Raw genomic sequence first — 15,880 nt, 5'->3', positions numbered from 1 at the left:
GCAAGGGTCCGGAAACCCGGCACGGCTAGGCGGCGCGCCGGGCGGACTTCTTCGCCGTCGTCTTCTTGGCCGTGCCGGTCTTCTTCGCCGCCGCGGTCTTCGTCGACTTGGCCGTCTTGGCCGTCTTGGCCGTCTTGGCCGTTTTGGTGGCCTTCGTGGCCTTCTTGGCGGGCGCCTTCTTCGCTGACGCGGTCTTGTTGGCCGGCGCCTTCTTGGCGGCGGTCTTCTTCGCGGGCGCCTTCTTGGCTGCCGTCTTCTTGCCACCGCGGCGCGAGCTGGCCTCCTCGACGCTGCGGCGGAGCACCTCCATCAGGTCGCTGACCCCGGTCGCGGCCGGCGCGGCCGGCGTCTCGGTCAGCTCGGCGCCGGACTTCTTCGCCTCGATCAGCTCGTTGACCCGGTCGGTGTAGGTGTCGCGGTATTCGGCGGGCTTCCACGGCCCGGTCATCGAGTCGAGCAACTGCGCCGCCATGCTCAGCTCGGCCGGCTTGAGCTTGACCTTGCCGGGGATGTCGGCGATGTCACCGGCGTCGCGCACCTCGTCGGCGAAATACATGGTCAGCAGCACCAGCACGTCGCCGTCGCCGCGGATCGCGGTCAGGTATTCCTTGCCGCGCATCACCAGCGTGCCGATCGCGGCCCGGCCGGCGTCGGCCATCGCGTCGCGCAGCAGCGCGTAGGTGCGGCTCGACTCCTCGCCGCCGGGGCCGAGGTAGTAGGCCTTCTGGTAGTAGATCGGGTCGATCTCGTCGAGGTCGACGAAGGCGTGGATCTCCAGGCTCTTGGACCGGCCGGGCGCGACCGCGTCGAGCTCGTCCTGGTCGAGGATCACGTGCTCGCCACCGCCGACGTCGGCACCGCGCACGATGTCGGCGTAGTCGACCTCTTTGCCGGTGCGCTCGTTGACCCGCTGGTAGCGGATCCGGTCGCTGGTGCCCTTCTCGAACTGGTGGAAGGAGACCTCGTGGTCGCGGGTCGCCGAGTACATCCGCACCGGCACCGCCACCAGTCCGAAGCTGATCACGCCGGTCCAGATCGGGCGTGCCATCGCCACCACCTCCGTGTGCGAATTTCGCCGGTATTACCTGCGAGCCTCGCACGCAACCCGGTCAGCCGCTGACAAACATCCGTCTTGCACAGTTGTCTAAGACATGCGTACCATCGTACGCATGACACGCATCGAGCACGCGAAGGTCCTCGTTTCGGGCGCCGGCATCGCCGGCATGGCGCTGGCCTGGTGGCTCACCGAGCACGGCGCCGAGGTGACCGTCGTCGAGCGCGCCGCGGCGGTGCGCGACGGCGGCTACAAGGTCGACATCCGGGGCGCGGCGCTCACCGTGATCGAGCGGATGGGCCTGCTCGAGCGGGTCCGCGCGGCCCGCACCGGCGTGCGCACCGGCTCGGTCGTCGACGCGACCGGCAAGCGGGTGGCCAGCATGGACGCCGATACGTTCGGCGGCCGGGTGCACGACGACGCCGAGTTGCTCCGCGGCGACCTCGCCACGATGCTGCACGAGTTGACCGCCGACCGGGTGACCTACCGGTTCGGCGACGCCATCGCCGCGCTCGGCCCGGAGGTCGTCTTCGAGAGCGGCCACCGGGCGGCCTACGACCTGGTGGTCGGCGCCGACGGGCTGCGCTCGCGCACCCGCGCGCTGGCCTTCGGCGACACCGGGGTGCACGACCTCGACCACTACATCGCGATCTGCTCGGTGCCCAACCACCTCGGCCTCGACCGCGAAGAGCTGACCTACGTCGGGGCCGGGCGCACCGCGCTGGTCTACAGCACCGCCGGCCAGGCCGACGCCAAGGCGATGTTCCTGTTCGCCGACCCGGGCGGCGAGCGGCCGCGCGGCACCGAAGCGCAGCGCGCGTTTCTGACCGCCGCCTACGCCGGCGAGGGCTGGGAGGTGCCGAAGCTGCTCGACGCGGTGGCCGGCGCCGGCGACCTCTACTTCGACACGATCAGCCAGGTGCGGCTCGACGGCTGGTCACGCGGGCGGGTGGCACTGGTCGGCGACGCCGCCTACTGCGCCTCCCCGGCCTCGGGCCAGGGCACCAGCCTGGCGCTGGTCGGTGCCTACGTGCTGGCCGGCGAGCTGGCCGCGGCCGGTCTCGACGAGGGCCCGCGGCGCTACGAGGAGCGGATGCGCCCGTTCGTCGCCGCCAACCAGCACCTCGGTCCGGCCAACATCAAGCGGATGGTGCTGCGCAGCCGCCGCCAGGTGCGGATGTCGATGCGGATGCTCGCGGTGGTCAACCGGCTGCCGGGCAAGGAACGCCTGCTGGCGAAGGTGGTCGAGCCGATCAACAAGGCCGCGAACGCGATCACCCTCTGAGGCTCGAACACGATGGCACCACGCAGCTTGCGCGTGGTGCCATCGTGGTGTCATAGTAATGCCATGGACCTGACGCCCTACGTCGACAAGCTCCGCGACGAGCTGGCCGTCGCCGCCGAAGCCGGCGGCGACGAGGCACGCGCCCTCGCCGAGCGGCTCACCGCCCCGCTGGAGTCGGCCATCCGGCTGGCTCTGCTGGAGGCCCTCTCGGCCGCGGCCGACGAGATCACCCGCGAGCTCGCGCCCGGCTCGGTCGACCTGCGGCTGCGCGGCCGCGACCCGCAGTTCGTGGTGTCGGTGATGCCAGGTGGCACCACGACGGCACCATCGGCGCCAACCGCGCAACCGGCCGCCGCGCCGGTCGACGACGCCCTCACCGCGGGCGCCGCCTCCGCGCGGATCAACCTGCGTCTGCCCGACGACCTCAAGGCGCGCGTCGAGGCCGCCGCCGGCCGCGGTCACGTGTCCGTCAACACCTGGCTCGTCCGCGCGGCCGCCGCCGCGCTCGACGGCGAGCAGCACCAGCGCACCGCCGCCACGCAGGTCGCCGCCGACGGCGGCCAGCGGTTCACCGGCTGGGTCCGCTGACACCCACCACCCTGGAGGAGACCACCATGCCCACGTTCAACACTCCCGGCCCGATCGACGTCAACCTCAGCCTGCTGGTCGGCCACGTGCGGATCACCGCGACCGACCGCGACACCACCGAGGTCGAGGTCCGCGCGGGCAGCTCGTCGGCCAGCTCGGCCAAGATGGTCGCCGAGACCCAGGTCGACTACGCCGACGGCCAGCTCCGGGTGCGCACGCCCAAGACCATCGGCCGGTTACTGGGCGGCAAGAGCGCCCGCATCGAGGTCGAGATCGCCGTCCCGGCGGGCTCCCGGCTCGACGGCGACAACGGCGCCGGCGACCTGCACGCCGAGGGCGTGTTCGGCGACACCCGCTACAAGACCGGGTTCGGCACGATCCGGCTGGGCCAGACCGGCCGGGCGCGGCTCAACACCGGCGCCGGCGACATCTCGGTCGAGCGGGTGACCGGCGACGCCGAGATCACCACCGGCACCGGCCGGCTGCACATCGGCGCGGTCGAGGGCACCGCGACGGTCAAGAACTCCAGTGGTGAGACCTGGATCGGCGAGGCCGGCGGCGCGCTGCGGGCCAACTCGGCCAACGGCGACATCGCGGTCGACCAGGCCCGTGCCGGTGCCACCCTGAAGACCGCGCACGGCAGCCTGCGGGTGCTGGAAGCGGTGCGCGGCCAGGTCTCGCTCGAAACCGCCGCCGGCTCGCTCGAGGTGGGCATCCCGGCCGGCACCGCCGCCTGGCTCGACCTCGACGTCAAGAACGGCAACGTGCGCAACACCCTCGAGGGGTCGTCCGGCCCGGTCGAAGGCGACGAGAAGGTCGAGGTGCGCGGCCGCACCTACTTCGGCGACATCGTGATCCACCGGGCCTGACGCCCGCCCCTCCCCCGCTCCACCCGCCCCGAGCCGCGGCAGCACTGCTGCCATGGCTACCAGTGCTGCCCTTGGAAGGATTGATCATGAGTGCGATCGAGGTGTCCGGCCTGCGCAAGGCGTACGGCAAGCACACCGTGCTCGACGGCATCGACCTGCACGTCGCCGAGGGGACCGTGTTCTCCCTGCTCGGTCCCAACGGCGCGGGCAAGACCACGACCGTCGAGATCCTCACCACCCTCCAGGCCCCGGACGCGGGCCAGGTCAGCGTCTCCGGGCACGACCTGGCCCGGGACCCCGACGGCGTACGCCATTCGATCGGGGTGACCGGCCAGTTCTCCGCCGTCGACAACATGCTCACCGGCGCCGAGAACCTGCAGCTCATGGCCGACCTGCTGCACCTGGGCAAGGTCGCCGGCCGCCGCCGGGTCGCCGAACTGCTCGACCGGTTCGACCTGGTCGACGCGGCCAAGCGGATGGCGGTCACCTACTCCGGTGGCATGCGCCGCCGCCTCGACCTGGCGATGACGCTGGTCGGCCAGCCGAAGGTGATCTTCCTGGACGAGCCGACCACCGGCCTCGACCCGCGCAGCCGGCACACCATGTGGCAGAGCATCCGCGACCTGGTCGCCGGCGGCACCACGATCTTCCTGACCACCCAGACCCTCGACGAGGCCGACCAGCTCGCTGACCGGATCGCGCTGCTCAACGGCGGCGTGCTGGTCGCCGAGGGCACGCCGACCGAGCTCAAGCGGCTGGTGCCGGGCGGCCACGTGCGGCTCCAGTTCAGTGATCCCGGCCGGCTCGACCACGCGGCCGCCCGGTTGGCCGACGGCACCCGCGACGACGACGCGTTGACCCTCGACGTGCCCGGCGACGGCGGGGTGGCGACCCTGCGCACCCTGCTCGACCGCCTCACCCGCGAAGAGGTCGAGCCGGACGGCCTCTCCGTGCACACCCCCGACCTCGACGACGTGTTCCTGGCCCTGACCGCCAACACCCCCGCCCGCGCGGAACTCACCAAGGACGGTGCCCGATGACCACCACGATGATCGACTCGGTGACGATGTTCCGCCGGGACCTCAAGCACGCCCTGCGCTTCCCGATGATGACGATCAGCGGCATCGGCACGGCGGTGGTCTTCCTGCTGCTGTTCGTGGGCGTCTTCGGCAGCGCGCTCGGCGCCGACTTCCTGCCGGGTGGCGGCCGCTACATCGACTACGTGACGCCGGGCATCATCCTGATGGCCGCCGGCACCGGCACGGCGGCGACCTCGATCAAGATCAACCAGGACATGCAGGAAGGCATCATCGCCCGGTTGCGCACGATGTCGATCGCCCGCATGTCGGTGCTGACCGGCCAGGTGATCGGCAGCCTGATCCGTACCCTCATCAGTGTCGTCCTGGTCGTGCTCGTCGCTCTGGCCCTGGGTTTCCGCCCGTCGGCGACCCCGGTGGAATACCTGGCGGCGTTCGGCGTCTTCGCCCTGCTGACGTTCGCGCTGACCTGGCTCGCGGTCGCGTTCGGCCTGGCCACCAAGACCGTCGCCGGCGCCAACAGCCTGACCCTGATCCTGCAGTTCCTGCCGCTGATCTCCAGCGCGTTCCTGCCCACCGACTCGATGCCCGCCGGGGTGGCCTGGTTCGCCGAGCACCAGCCCTACACGCCGATCATCGAAACCCTCCGCGGCCTGCTGATGGGCTCGGGCATCGGCGACGCCGCCTGGTGGTCGGTCGGCTGGTGCGTGGTGCTCGCGGCCGGCGGCTTCTTCTGGGCCCGCGCCCTCTACGACCGCCCTCGCAGGGCCTGACGTTCGTTCTCCGGACCCGGTGCGGCACTCTCGCCGCGCCGGGTCCGTCCCTCGTGGATGGTCAGCACGCCGGCCACGTCGACGTCGGCGGACGTGCCCGGATAGCCGGACTCGGCGATCAGCCGGGCACCGAGGACCGCGCTCCAGAACGTGCGGGTCTCGACCTCGGCCGGCCGGTCGATGGCCCAGCCGCGCCGCTCCAGGATCGCGGTCAGATAGTGCTCGGCCTGGCGGAACAGCACGGTGAGGTTCTGCTCGGCCAGCGGCCGCAACTCCGGCCGGCGCCGGGTGATCGACATCGCCTCGACCACCGCCGGCACCGACGGCAGCGCCAGCGCGGTGCGCGACAGCGCGGCCCGGAACGCGGCGGGCGTCCGTTGCCGCCGGCCGATCGGCTCCAGCCGCGCCGCGTCCCGGAGCAACATCAGAAACGCCGCGTGTACGAACAGCGCGTCCTTCGACCCGAAGTAGTAGGTCACCTGGTTGGGGTGGGCCTTCGCGGCGGCGGCGATATCGGCCACGTTGACGCCGTCGAACCCGCGCGCGGCGAACAGGTCGACGGCGGCGTCGAGGAGCAGCGCCCGGGTGCGCCGCCCGCGGAGCCTGGGCGGCTGTGCGGTGGACATCTCTAAGTTGTATGCGATACAACTATGGCATGTCCACCACCCCAGCCGAAGTCGTCATCACCGGCCTCGGCGCCACCACCCCACTCGGCGGCGACGTCGATGCCCTGTGGCAGGGCATGCTCGCCGGCCGTTCGGGCGTCCGCCGCATCGACGACCTCGTCGCCGCCTACGCCTTCGCCGACGACCTGCCCACCAAGATCGCCGCACCGATGGCGGTCTCCCCCGCCGACGCCCTGACCCGGGTGCAGGCCCGCCGGATGGACCGCGCCGAGCAGGCCGCGTTCGTCGCCGCGCGCGAGGCCTGGACAGCGGCCGGCACCCCCGAGGTCGAGCCCGAGCGCTTCGCGGTGGCGATGGGCACCGGCATCGGCGGCGTCAACACCCTGCTCGACCAGGACGACGTGATCGAGGAGCGCGGCCCCGGCAAGGTCTCCCCGCTGACCGTGCCGATGCTGATGCCCAACGGCCCGGCCGCCTGGGTCAGCATCGAATACGGCGCCCGCGCCGGCGTCTTCACCCCGGTCTCCGCGTGCGCGTCGGGCGCCGAGGCGCTGGCCATGGGCGCCCGGCTGATCCGCGACGGCGAGGCCGACGTGGTGATCGCCGGCGGCACCGAGGCCGCGATCAACCCGCTGACCATCGCGGGCTTCGCGCAGGCCCGCACGCTGAGCCGCCGCAACGACGACCCGGAGGCGGCCTCCCGCCCGTTCGACTCGGCCCGCGACGGCTTCGTGCTGGGCGAGGGCTCGGCCGCGATGGTCCTCGAACGCGCCGACTTCGCCGCCGCCCGCGGCGCCCGGGTGCTGGGCCGGCTGGCCGGCTACGGCATCACCTCGGACGCCTACCACATCACCGGCCCCGACCCGACCGGCGCCGGCCAGATCCGGGCGATCCGCAAGGCCCTGCGCGACGCGGGCCTGTCCGCGGCCGACATCATCCACGTCAACTGCCACGCCACGTCCACGGTGGTCGGCGACATCGGCGAGACGGCGGCCATCGCCGAGGCCCTCGGCCCCGACGCCGTGCTGACCGCGCCGAAGTCCAACATCGGCCACCTGGTCGGCGCCGCCGGCGCGGTGGAAGGCGTCGTCGCGCTGCTGTCGGCGGTGGAGGGCGTGATCCCCCGCACGCTCAACCTGGAGTCGAAGGACAAGGAGGTCACCCTCGACGTGGTCGCGGGCGAAACCCGCAGGACCCGCCCGGGCCCGGTGCTGAGCAACTCGTTCGGTTTCGGCGGCCAGAACGTCACCCTGATCTTCACACCGGCCTGACGCCGCGGGCGGCCTGGCGCCAAGGGTGGCCACCGCGGACCTGGCAGCGAAGCGGTCCCTCGCGGGAGGAGCGGTCCGGACGACCGCGGACCCGAGCAGAGAAGGTGAAATCGCTTTCGGCGACCCGCCGGTGAGGCCCGGGGTGATCACGGGCCGGTACTGTCCTCGCGTGGGTCGGTGGAGCGAGGTTCCGGCGGTGGCGCGGCCGATCGCCGATGCCGCGGCCGACGCGGTCGAAGCGGCGGCCGAGCGCGACCGGGTGGCGTTCGACACCGCGGTCGGGCGCTTGGCCGGGTTCGACGTGGCGCAGGTCGGGTTGCTGCTCGGCACCGTCGTGCGGCACGCGCTCGAAGAGGGCCATCCCGACGGGCTCGACTCCGACGACGTGCGCGACACGCTGACCGCCGTCGTGCGCCAAGCGATCGAGTGGGTGGACGCGGTCGACCCGCAGATCGTGCTGCTGCTGCTCGCCGGCGCGCTCGGTGTGCTCGAGACCGACCCCGACGAGCGGCCGATCAAGGCCGACGTCTCCGCCCGGCACGCGGTGCTGCTGGTGGCCCACCTGGTCGACCCCGGTGGGTTCCCGCGACGGCTCGAACGCGCGGCGCGCGAGTTGGCCCAGAACGCCGAGTAGCGCGCCACCGCACGTCGGCGAGGTACGTTGACCTTGTGGGAGCGACACCGTGTTGAGGCGTCATCGTGGCGGGTCCGACGAGCCGGCCGACGAACGGCACGACAAGCCGTTACGGCTGTTCCGGCAGCTCGTCCGGTCCGGGCAGTTGCCGATCTACGAGCCCGAGCTGTGCGAGCACCTCGGTGCCGCGCCGGCGCGCGACATCGGGCGGCCGACCGCCTGTGCAGACCACCTGCCGACCGACGAGCCCGTCGTGCACCTGCGCACCTGCTTGACCTGCGGGCATGTCGCCTGCTGCGACTCGTCACAGCCCCGGCACGCCACCAAGCACGCGCACAAGACGGGGCATCCAGTGATCCAGTCGGCCGAGGTCGGCGAGACCTGGCGCTGGTGCTATCCCGACGAGCTGCTCGGCTGACCCGTACACTTCTGCGAGGAATGCCCGAATAGTCCATTGGGCACACTCAGCAGGAGCGGCAATGTCGACCACGACCCACCCCACCGAGCTGCGCCTCGCGCTCGTCTTCAACGGCGGCGTCAGCCTGGCCGTCTGGATGGCGGGGGTCACCCACGAGCTCGACCGGCTGCGCCGCAAAGAGGGTCCGTGGCGTGACCTCTGCGCCGACGCCAACGCGACGGTCATGGTCGACATCATCGCGGGTACGAGCGCCGGCGGCCTCAACGGCGCCCTGCTCGCCTCGTCGGTGGCCGCCGGCAAGCCGCTGCCCGACGGGTTGCGCTCGCTCTGGCTCGACGACGCCGCGCTGACCACCGGCAAGCTGCTCAACGAGACCGACGACAACCCGCTCAGCCTGCTCGACGGTCGCTACTTCACCGAGACCGTCAGCGACGCGATCGCGCCGATCGCCGGCGCGGACCCGCGGCCGGCCGCACCGGTCACGCTCTTCGTCACCGCGACCGCGACCGGCGGCGAGCAGCCGCGCGGCACCGACTCGCTCGGCCAGCGGTTCGACTACGAGGACCACCGCCGGCTCTACCGGTTCGTCGCCGACGCCGCCCGGCAGGTGCACCACCGCGAGAGCGGTCCGCGCGCGGAGTGCCGCAACGACTTCCGCGAGACGCGGGCACTGGTCACCGCCGCGCGCGCGTCCGCCGGCTTCCCCGGCGCCTTCGCGCCGGAATACGAGAAACCCCTTCTGGACGCAGGGGTACGCGTGCAGCCGGCACCCCACGACGCCGACCACCCGACGTTCCTGATCGACGGCGGCGTGCTCGATAACGCCCCGTTCGGCCCGGTGGTCGAGGAGATGGCACACCGCCCGGTCACCGGGCCCTACCGCCGCATCCTGGCCTACGTGGTGCCCAGTTCCGGCCAGCGGGCCGCCGGCGGCGGGGTGCCGGCCACCGACGTCGCCCGGCTCAGCCCGCCGCTGCACGCGGTGATCTCCGGGTCGCTCAGCCTGCCCCGCGAGGTCGACTTCCGCAGCGACGTCGACGAACTCGACGAGCGGCTGTCGGTGGCCGCGGAGTCGCCCGCCGCCCGGCTCTTCGAACGGCTGCGCGGCGACGACGGCGGCCGGCTGCGGGCGACGGCGGCCGAACTGGTCCCGGAATACCGGCGGGCCCGCGCGGTCGACGGCGTCTGGCGGGTCCGCCGGGTGCTGCGCCGCCAGCCGCTCGCCACTGACCTGGGCGGGCAGTCCCGGATCGACGTGGGCCGGCTGCTGGAGTCCGACAACCTCTGGGTGCCGCCGGCCGGCACCGGGTTGCGCAACGCGCTGGACGGTCCGCTGTGGACCTGGGGCATCTCGGCGGCACAGCAGGTCGTCACCGCGATGCTGCGGGAGGTGCGCGACCAGCTCAACGGCGTGCCCGACGCGCCGCACTTCGCCAACCCGACGAACGTGGCGGTCGGCCTGAGCACGGCGCTCAACCGGATTCTCGCGATCGAAGAGGCCGTGTCCGGCGCCATCGTCGAGCGCGCCCACGCCGCACGGCTCTCCGCCGCGGCCCCCGACGAGGACCTCGCGGCGCTGCTCAACGAGATCTTCATCGATCTGCGGGTACGCGAGCACCTGCTGGTCATCGTCCGCACCGCGGCGGAGAGCTATGGCGACGCGGCGGCCGTCGTCGAGCGCGCGCTGGCGGCGGAGGTGCTGGCCCGGGCGTTCGCGGCACCGTCGGTGCGGGTGCACACGCCGCCGTTCGACTTCGTGCGGATCGGGCCCGACGTCGACAGCCCGCTGCGCGAACTCGGCCAGTACGCCGGCGCCGGCGACCGGAAGCTCTTCGGCACCAAGGTCGGCCACTTCGGCGCGTTCGCCGCCGAGGGCGCCCGGCAGCACGACTGGCTCTGGGGCCGGCTGGACGCCGCCGCTCACCTCACCCGGCTGGTGCTGGGCGACCGGCCCGATGTCGCGCGCCAGGTCGAGTCGGTGCAGCGGGCGATCCTCGCCGACGAGGCCGACCGGTTCTACCAGGGGCTGGGCGGCGCGGCGCTGCTGACCCGGCTGGCCGCCGCGCACCAGCGGGTGGCCGGCGACGACCGCGAACTGGTGCGCTCCTTCCTGCGCTCGGACCTCGGCCGGACCACCGCCGTGCAACTGGCGACCGTGGTCACCAAGCTGCTCACCCACGGTCGCCTCGACGCCTGCGATCCCGCGGCGCCGTCGCCCCGGATGCGGTCCGGTGCGCAGCGGACGCTGGAGGCGATGGTCGCCGTCGCGGAGCCGGAAGGGCTCACGCTCGGCAACCGGACCGCCCGCTGGCTCACCGGCCCGTTGCGGGGCGCGTTCTGGCGTGGCCTGAGCAAGGACCCGACGACGCTGGCCAGGCGGCTGCGTACCCGATTGATCATGATGTTGGTCTTCGCGGCGTTCCTGGTCGTCGCCGTCGGCTGCCTCGGTGTCGCGGTGGTCGCCCTGTTCGCCAGCAGCGGCGAGGTCGCGCACTGGACGGTCTTCGGCGTCGCCCTCGCGGTGATCGCCGCGATCCTGGCCGTCGCGGCCCGCAAGTCGACCTTCCGCGGCCCGGTCCCGCGCACCGAACCGGAGCCCACGCCGGCCGCCGCCGGGCCCTGAGTTTCGAGAGCAGTTTCGGTCTGCCCACAAGGGGTGTACGGTGCCGGACACAGCCCCCTTGTATCGAAGGTTTTCGAAACTCATGGCAGCCACCGGGCGACCGACCATGGCGGAGATCGCCAAGGAAGCCAACGTCGCGATCTCCACAGTGTCCAAGGTGCTCAATGGACACACCGACGTGTCGGCCGCGACCCGCAGCCGGGTCGAACGGCTGCTGGCCGAGCGCGGCTACCGCCGCCCGCGCGCGGTGCGCCGGGCCGGCCGCGGCAGCGACCTGGTCGACCTGGTGATCAACGACCTCGACAGCGTCTGGGGCCTGGAGATCCTCTCCGGCGTCGAGGAGGTGCTGGAGGCCGCCGGCCACGCGTTGGTCGTCTCCACCGTCCACAATCGCCAGTCGCTGACCCGCCGCTGGGTCGACTCGGCGCTGGCCCGCGGCTCGCAGGGCGCGATCCTGGTGCTGTCGGAGCTGACCGAGCGGCAGCGGGCCGACCTCGACCGGCGCGGCCTGCCGATCGTGGTCGTCGACGGGGTCGACCAGCCACCGCCGGACGTGGCGTCGATCGGCGCGACCAACTTCGCGGGCGGCTACGTGGCGGCCGAGCACCTAATCTCGCTCGGTCACCGCCGGATCGGGGCGATCGGCGGCCCGGAGCGGTTGCAGTGCACCCGGGCCCGGATCGCCGGCTACCGGGCCGCGCTGGAGTCGGCCGGCCTGCCGACCGACCGGCAACTCATCCGCTACGGCAACTTCATGCACGAGGGCGGCCTGCGCGGCGCCCAGCTGCTATTGGCTCTGCCGTCGCCGCCGACGGCCATCTTCGCCGGCAGTGACCAGCAGGCGACCGGCGTCTACGAGGCGGTCCGCAGGGCGGGCCTGACCATCCCGGGCGACGTCAGCGTGGTCGGCTTCGACGACCTCAACTTCGCCGAGTGGACCGCGCCGCCGATGACGACGGTGCGGCAGCCGTTGCACGAGATGGGGGTGGCCGCGGCCCGCACCCTGCTGCGCATCGTCAACGGCGAGCGGTTGGAGTCGACCCGGATCGAGCTGGCCACCCACCTGGTCGTGCGCGGCAGCACCGCGGCACCGGACAGCTAGATCGGCGCGGCGCGGTTATCGTCGCTCATCGTGGAGACCACGGTCGCTGTCCTGCTGTTCGTGCCCACGATGGTCGTGACGGTGCTGCTGTTCGCCGCGGTCATCCGGCGCCTGCTCGGCGTCCGGGTCGGTCCCGTGCGCACGCTGCTGGCCGCCCTGCTCGCCGTGTTGGTCGCCACCCCGATCCTGGGCGCGCTCGCGCCGCCCGACCCGAGCACCGTCAGCGGCGGCGAGGTGGTGCTCCTGGGCATCCTGTCGATCGTCGTGTCGGCCCTGCTGGCGATGGCGGCGCTGGTGATCCTCGAAGTACTGCTGCCGACGGGTTCGCTGCCCGGCCCGTTCGAGCTGTGGCGCGGCACCCGCCGGCGGATCGGCCGCAGCCGGCGCTACGCGACGATCGTGCGGATCGTGCTGCGGCACGGCCTCGGCCGGTTCCTGCGCGGCCGCCCGGCGCCCGGCCCCTCGTCGGCCGCCGCGCGCCGGCGGCTCGGCCGCTCGTTGCGGGCGGCGCTCGACGAGGGCGGCGTGACGTTCGTGAAGCTGGGCCAGTTGCTCTCGGCCCGGCGCGACCTGCTGCCCGCCGAGATCGCCGACGAGCTGACCGTCCTGCAGGACCGAGCCACGCCGGTGCCGTGGGACGAGGTCGCCGCCGTGCTCTCGGCCGAGCTGGGGCGACCGGTGCAGGACGCGTTCGCCGCCTTCGACCAGGAGCCGCTCGCCGCCGCGTCGGTGGCGCAGGTGCACGCCGCCCGGCTGGCCGACGGCACCGAGGTCGTGGTCAAGGTCCGCCGCCCCGGCATCGCGGCGGTGGTCGAGCGCGACGTCGACATCCTGCTCCGGTTGGCCGGCACGCTCGAGGAACGCACGTCGTGGGGCCGCCCGCTGGGCCTGCGCGCGCTGGCCGACGGCTTCGCCGCGGCGCTGCGCGAGGAACTCGACTTCACGGTGGAACGCGACAACCTCCAGGCGATGGCGGCGGCGCTGGCCAGCTCGCCCAACCGGGGCGTCGGCGTGCCGGCACCGCACCCCGAGCTCAGCTCCGAACGGGTGCTGGTGATGGACCGGATGAGCGGCACACCGCTGGGCGCCGCCACCGCGGCGCTCGACCGGCTCGGCGACGAGCGTCGGGCCGAGATCGCGGCCGGCCTGGTCGACACGATGCTCGACCAGGTGCTCGTACACGGGATCTTCCACGTCGACCTGCACCCGGGCAACGTGCTGGTCACCGACGAGGGCTCGCTCAGCGTGCTCGACCTCGGCTCGGTCGGCCGGCTCGACGCGGCGACCCGGGCCGGCATCGGCCAGCTACTCGGCGCCCTGGGCCGCGGCGACTCGGTCGCCGCAAGCGACGCCCTGCTCCAGGTCGTCGACCGGCCGGAGGAGATCGACGAGCGCGAGCTGCAACGGGCGATCGGCGCGCTGCTCGTCCGCTACGCCGGCCCCGGCAGCACCGCGGGCGCGGCGGCCGTGCCGGCGCTGCTGCGCACCTTCACCTCATACGGCCTGCGGGTGCCACCGGCCGTCGCCGCCGTGTTCCGCGCATTCGCGACGCTAGAGGGCACGCTCGGCCTGGTCCGCCCCGGCTTCGACCTCGTGGCGCACGCGCGCGCGGCCGGCAGCCGGCGGATCGCCGAGGCGCTCGGCCCGGAGCGGCTGCGCGGTTCGCTGGAAGACGAACTGGCGGAACTGCTGCCGGTGCTGCGCCGGTTGCCACGCCGGATCGACCGGATCGGCGACGCACTCGAACACGGGCGCCTGCGGGTCAACGTGCGGCTCTTCGCCGACGACCAGGACCGCCGGCTGGTCACGGGGCTCGTACACCAGGCGCTGCTGACGATCATCGGTGCGGCGGCCGGCGTGATCGCGGTGGTGCTGCTCAGCGCCGGCGACGGACCGCGGGTCGGCAGCACGGTCGGGCTCTTCCCGCTGCTCGGCTACGGCCTGCTCATCGTCGCCGTGGTCCTGGTGCTCCGGGTGCTGGTCGTGGTTTTCCGGCGGGAGTGAGCCGTCATCCGGCGAGCACGCGCGTCGTCTCCGCGGACAGCGGCCGATCGCTGAAGATCAGCCTCACCGCGCCGGGGTCGGGGTTGCCTTCGTCGGGGCCGCGCCACACCAGGTCGAGCCCGAGGCGCTCGACGCTCCGCCGGGACCGCTCGTTGTTCTCCACCACGTAGGCCGTCAGCGGCAGGTCCGGCCGCCGCTCGCGGGCCGCGGCCAGCGCCGCCACGGAGACCTCCTGTGCGTAGCCCTGCCCCCAGAACGTCGGCACCAGGCGGAAGCCGAGGTTCCACGCGACGCCGTGCCGGACCGCGCAGCCACCGATCCCGACGAACGTGCCGTCGGAGAGGTGACAGATCCACATGCCGAGCCCGTCGCGCTCCCAGCCCGCCAGCCAGTTGCCGAGCAGGGCCTCGGTCTGCGCGACGGTGTCGTGGCGGCTCACCGGGTCGGGACCCCAGACCACCGGGTCGGAGTAGAGCGCGAACAGGTCCGGCAGGTCATCCGAGGTCGGCTTGCTCAGCAGCAGCCGAGCAGTGGCGACGGCACCCCCGAGATCTGACACCAGCCCATCCTGAGCCACCTGAGCGGCGCTTCCAAGCCATATGCGGTCGGTCACGCCCGGTGCCGACCGACCACATCGGAGGTTGCCACGCCGGTCGCGGCCTCGGCCGCCGCTCGGGTCCAGGGCGAAACCTCTTCCTCGGGTACGTCGATCGCCGGCGGCGGTGAGACCGGCGGTAGCTGCACCCGGGCGTCGACGACCTCGGCCAGCAACGCCGCCGCCGCGAAGCTGCTGGGGCGGGCGTCCGGGTCGGGGTCGAGGCAGGCCAGGTAGACGTCGGCGACCTCGTGCGGGAGGTCTTTGATCGGTGGCAGGCGGGCCGGTTCCGTCTCGGGCGCGGCGATGCGGTGGTCGCCCAGCGATCGTGGTGCGAAGGGCAGGTTGCCGGTGAGGCAGAGGTAGAGGAGGACGCCGAGGGCGTACATGTCGCTGGCCGGGGCGGCGGGGAGGCCGTGGAAGCGTTCCGGAGGCATGAAGGCCGGCGTGCCGAGGATCGTGCCGTCTGGCAGGCGGTCGTGGCTGCCTGCCATGATGGAGATGCCGAAGTCAAGAACCTTGGCGCCGTAGGGCGTCAGCACCACATTGGCCGGCTTGATGTCGCGGTGGACCAGGCCGGTCAGGTGGGCGGCGGCAAGCGCCGCACTGACCTCGGCGCAGACCCGGGTCGCGATCCGCCAGTCGAGCGGCCCGGCGCGCAGGTGGTGGGCGAGGGTCTCGCCCTCGGCGTACTCCATCACGATGTAACGCAGCGTCTGGCCCGACGGCGTCCGCCAGACACCGATGTCGAACACTTCGGCGATGTTGGGGTGAGCCAGCGCGGCGCCCGAGCGTGCCTCGCTCACCACGTCGTCCGGCGATCCCGAAACGATCATCTTGACCGCGACCGGGCGGCCAAGCGTCTCGTCGTGGCCGCGCCACACCTCGGAGACCCCACCGACAGCGATCCGCTGCTCCAGCCGATAGCGGTCGTTGAGCAGCCGCATGCCATCGCTATCCATCGCCGCATAGCTACCCACCTGCGCGAACGCGGAAACCCC

15 protein-coding genes are annotated in these 15,880 nt (G+C 72.8%); 11 read left to right on the top strand and 4 right to left on the bottom strand.

Annotation, left to right across the window (positions count from 1 at the left end; translation table 11 throughout):
* Positions 1–25: 25 nt before the first annotated feature.
* On the bottom strand, positions 26–1,048 hold the full coding sequence (ku, locus tag DFJ67_RS31670) for a non-homologous end joining protein Ku (RefSeq protein ID WP_116071798.1): 1,023 nt from the start codon (positions 1,046–1,048) through the stop codon (positions 26–28).
* 121 nt (positions 1,049–1,169) lie between these two features.
* On the opposite strand from ku, the gene DFJ67_RS31665 reads away from it, so the two are divergent.
* From DFJ67_RS31665 to DFJ67_RS31645, 5 genes are all read left to right on the top strand, one after another.
* Complete coding sequence (locus tag DFJ67_RS31665) at positions 1,170–2,339, top strand: FAD-dependent monooxygenase (RefSeq protein WP_116071796.1); 1,170 nt, start codon at positions 1,170–1,172, stop codon at positions 2,337–2,339.
* Between the two features lie 63 nt (positions 2,340–2,402).
* Entirely contained in the window at positions 2,403–2,927 is a 525-nt protein-coding gene (locus tag DFJ67_RS31660; RefSeq protein ID WP_116071794.1) for a type II toxin-antitoxin system HicB family antitoxin, read from the top strand.
* Between the two features lie 26 nt (positions 2,928–2,953).
* Positions 2,954–3,796, top strand: a complete 843-nt coding sequence (locus DFJ67_RS31655; protein WP_116071792.1) for a DUF4097 family beta strand repeat-containing protein — start codon at positions 2,954–2,956, stop codon at positions 3,794–3,796.
* Positions 3,797–3,882: 86 nt separating this feature from the next.
* Positions 3,883–4,836, top strand: coding sequence for an ATP-binding cassette domain-containing protein (locus tag DFJ67_RS31650; RefSeq protein ID WP_170216074.1), 954 nt, complete (start codon positions 3,883–3,885; stop codon positions 4,834–4,836).
* Complete coding sequence (locus DFJ67_RS31645) at positions 4,833–5,606, top strand: ABC transporter permease (protein ID WP_116071788.1); 774 nt, start codon at positions 4,833–4,835, stop codon at positions 5,604–5,606. The genes DFJ67_RS31650 and DFJ67_RS31645 overlap by 4 nt, the downstream gene beginning before the upstream one ends.
* Here DFJ67_RS31645 and DFJ67_RS31640 read toward each other — a convergent pair.
* The gene (locus DFJ67_RS31640) at positions 5,582–6,232 is read right to left on the bottom strand and encodes a TetR/AcrR family transcriptional regulator C-terminal domain-containing protein (protein ID WP_116071786.1); all 651 of its coding nucleotides are present in this window, start codon (positions 6,230–6,232) and stop codon (positions 5,582–5,584) included. The two genes, DFJ67_RS31645 and DFJ67_RS31640, sit on opposite strands and share 25 nt — an antisense overlap.
* A 29-nt stretch (positions 6,233–6,261) precedes the next feature.
* Here DFJ67_RS31640 and DFJ67_RS31635 point away from each other — a divergent pair, with 29 nt between their 5' ends.
* From DFJ67_RS31635 to DFJ67_RS31610, 6 genes are all read left to right on the top strand, one after another.
* The gene (locus DFJ67_RS31635) at positions 6,262–7,503 is read left to right on the top strand and encodes a beta-ketoacyl-[acyl-carrier-protein] synthase family protein (protein WP_116076871.1); all 1,242 of its coding nucleotides are present in this window, start codon (positions 6,262–6,264) and stop codon (positions 7,501–7,503) included.
* Positions 7,504–7,672: 169 nt separating this feature from the next.
* On the top strand, positions 7,673–8,137 hold the full coding sequence (locus DFJ67_RS31630) for a hypothetical protein (protein WP_116071784.1): 465 nt from the start codon (positions 7,673–7,675) through the stop codon (positions 8,135–8,137).
* A gap of 49 nt (positions 8,138–8,186) precedes the next feature.
* Positions 8,187–8,555, top strand: coding sequence for a UBP-type zinc finger domain-containing protein (locus DFJ67_RS44780; RefSeq protein ID WP_409362967.1), 369 nt, complete (start codon positions 8,187–8,189; stop codon positions 8,553–8,555).
* A 61-nt stretch (positions 8,556–8,616) separates the two neighbouring features.
* The gene (locus DFJ67_RS31620) at positions 8,617–11,178 is read left to right on the top strand and encodes a DUF3376 domain-containing protein (protein WP_116071782.1); all 2,562 of its coding nucleotides are present in this window, start codon (positions 8,617–8,619) and stop codon (positions 11,176–11,178) included.
* Positions 11,179–11,260: 82 nt separating this feature from the next.
* Positions 11,261–12,280: a LacI family DNA-binding transcriptional regulator gene (locus tag DFJ67_RS31615; RefSeq protein ID WP_116071780.1), complete on the top strand. Its 1,020-nt coding sequence runs from the start codon at positions 11,261–11,263 to the stop codon at positions 12,278–12,280.
* Positions 12,281–12,310: 30 nt separating this feature from the next.
* Positions 12,311–14,284 (top strand): ABC1 kinase family protein, encoded by a 1,974-nt coding sequence (locus DFJ67_RS31610; protein ID WP_239097498.1) that lies wholly within the window; start codon positions 12,311–12,313, stop codon positions 14,282–14,284.
* Positions 14,285–14,288: 4 nt separating this feature from the next.
* On the opposite strand, the gene DFJ67_RS31605 is transcribed toward DFJ67_RS31610, so the two are convergent.
* A complete protein-coding gene (locus DFJ67_RS31605) occupies positions 14,289–14,843 on the bottom strand; it encodes a GNAT family N-acetyltransferase (RefSeq protein ID WP_170216073.1) in 555 nt (184 codons plus the stop codon).
* Between the two features lie 50 nt (positions 14,844–14,893).
* Positions 14,894–15,841, bottom strand: a complete 948-nt coding sequence (locus DFJ67_RS31600; protein WP_239097499.1) for a serine/threonine-protein kinase — start codon at positions 15,839–15,841, stop codon at positions 14,894–14,896.
* Positions 15,842–15,880 lie beyond the last annotated feature (39 nt).

This window comes from Asanoa ferruginea (genome assembly GCF_003387075.1).
Classification (GTDB): domain Bacteria; phylum Actinomycetota; class Actinomycetes; order Mycobacteriales; family Micromonosporaceae; genus Asanoa; species Asanoa ferruginea.
The sequence above is the reverse complement of the archived record's forward strand: the minus strand, read 5'-3'. Positions and strand labels throughout refer to the sequence as shown.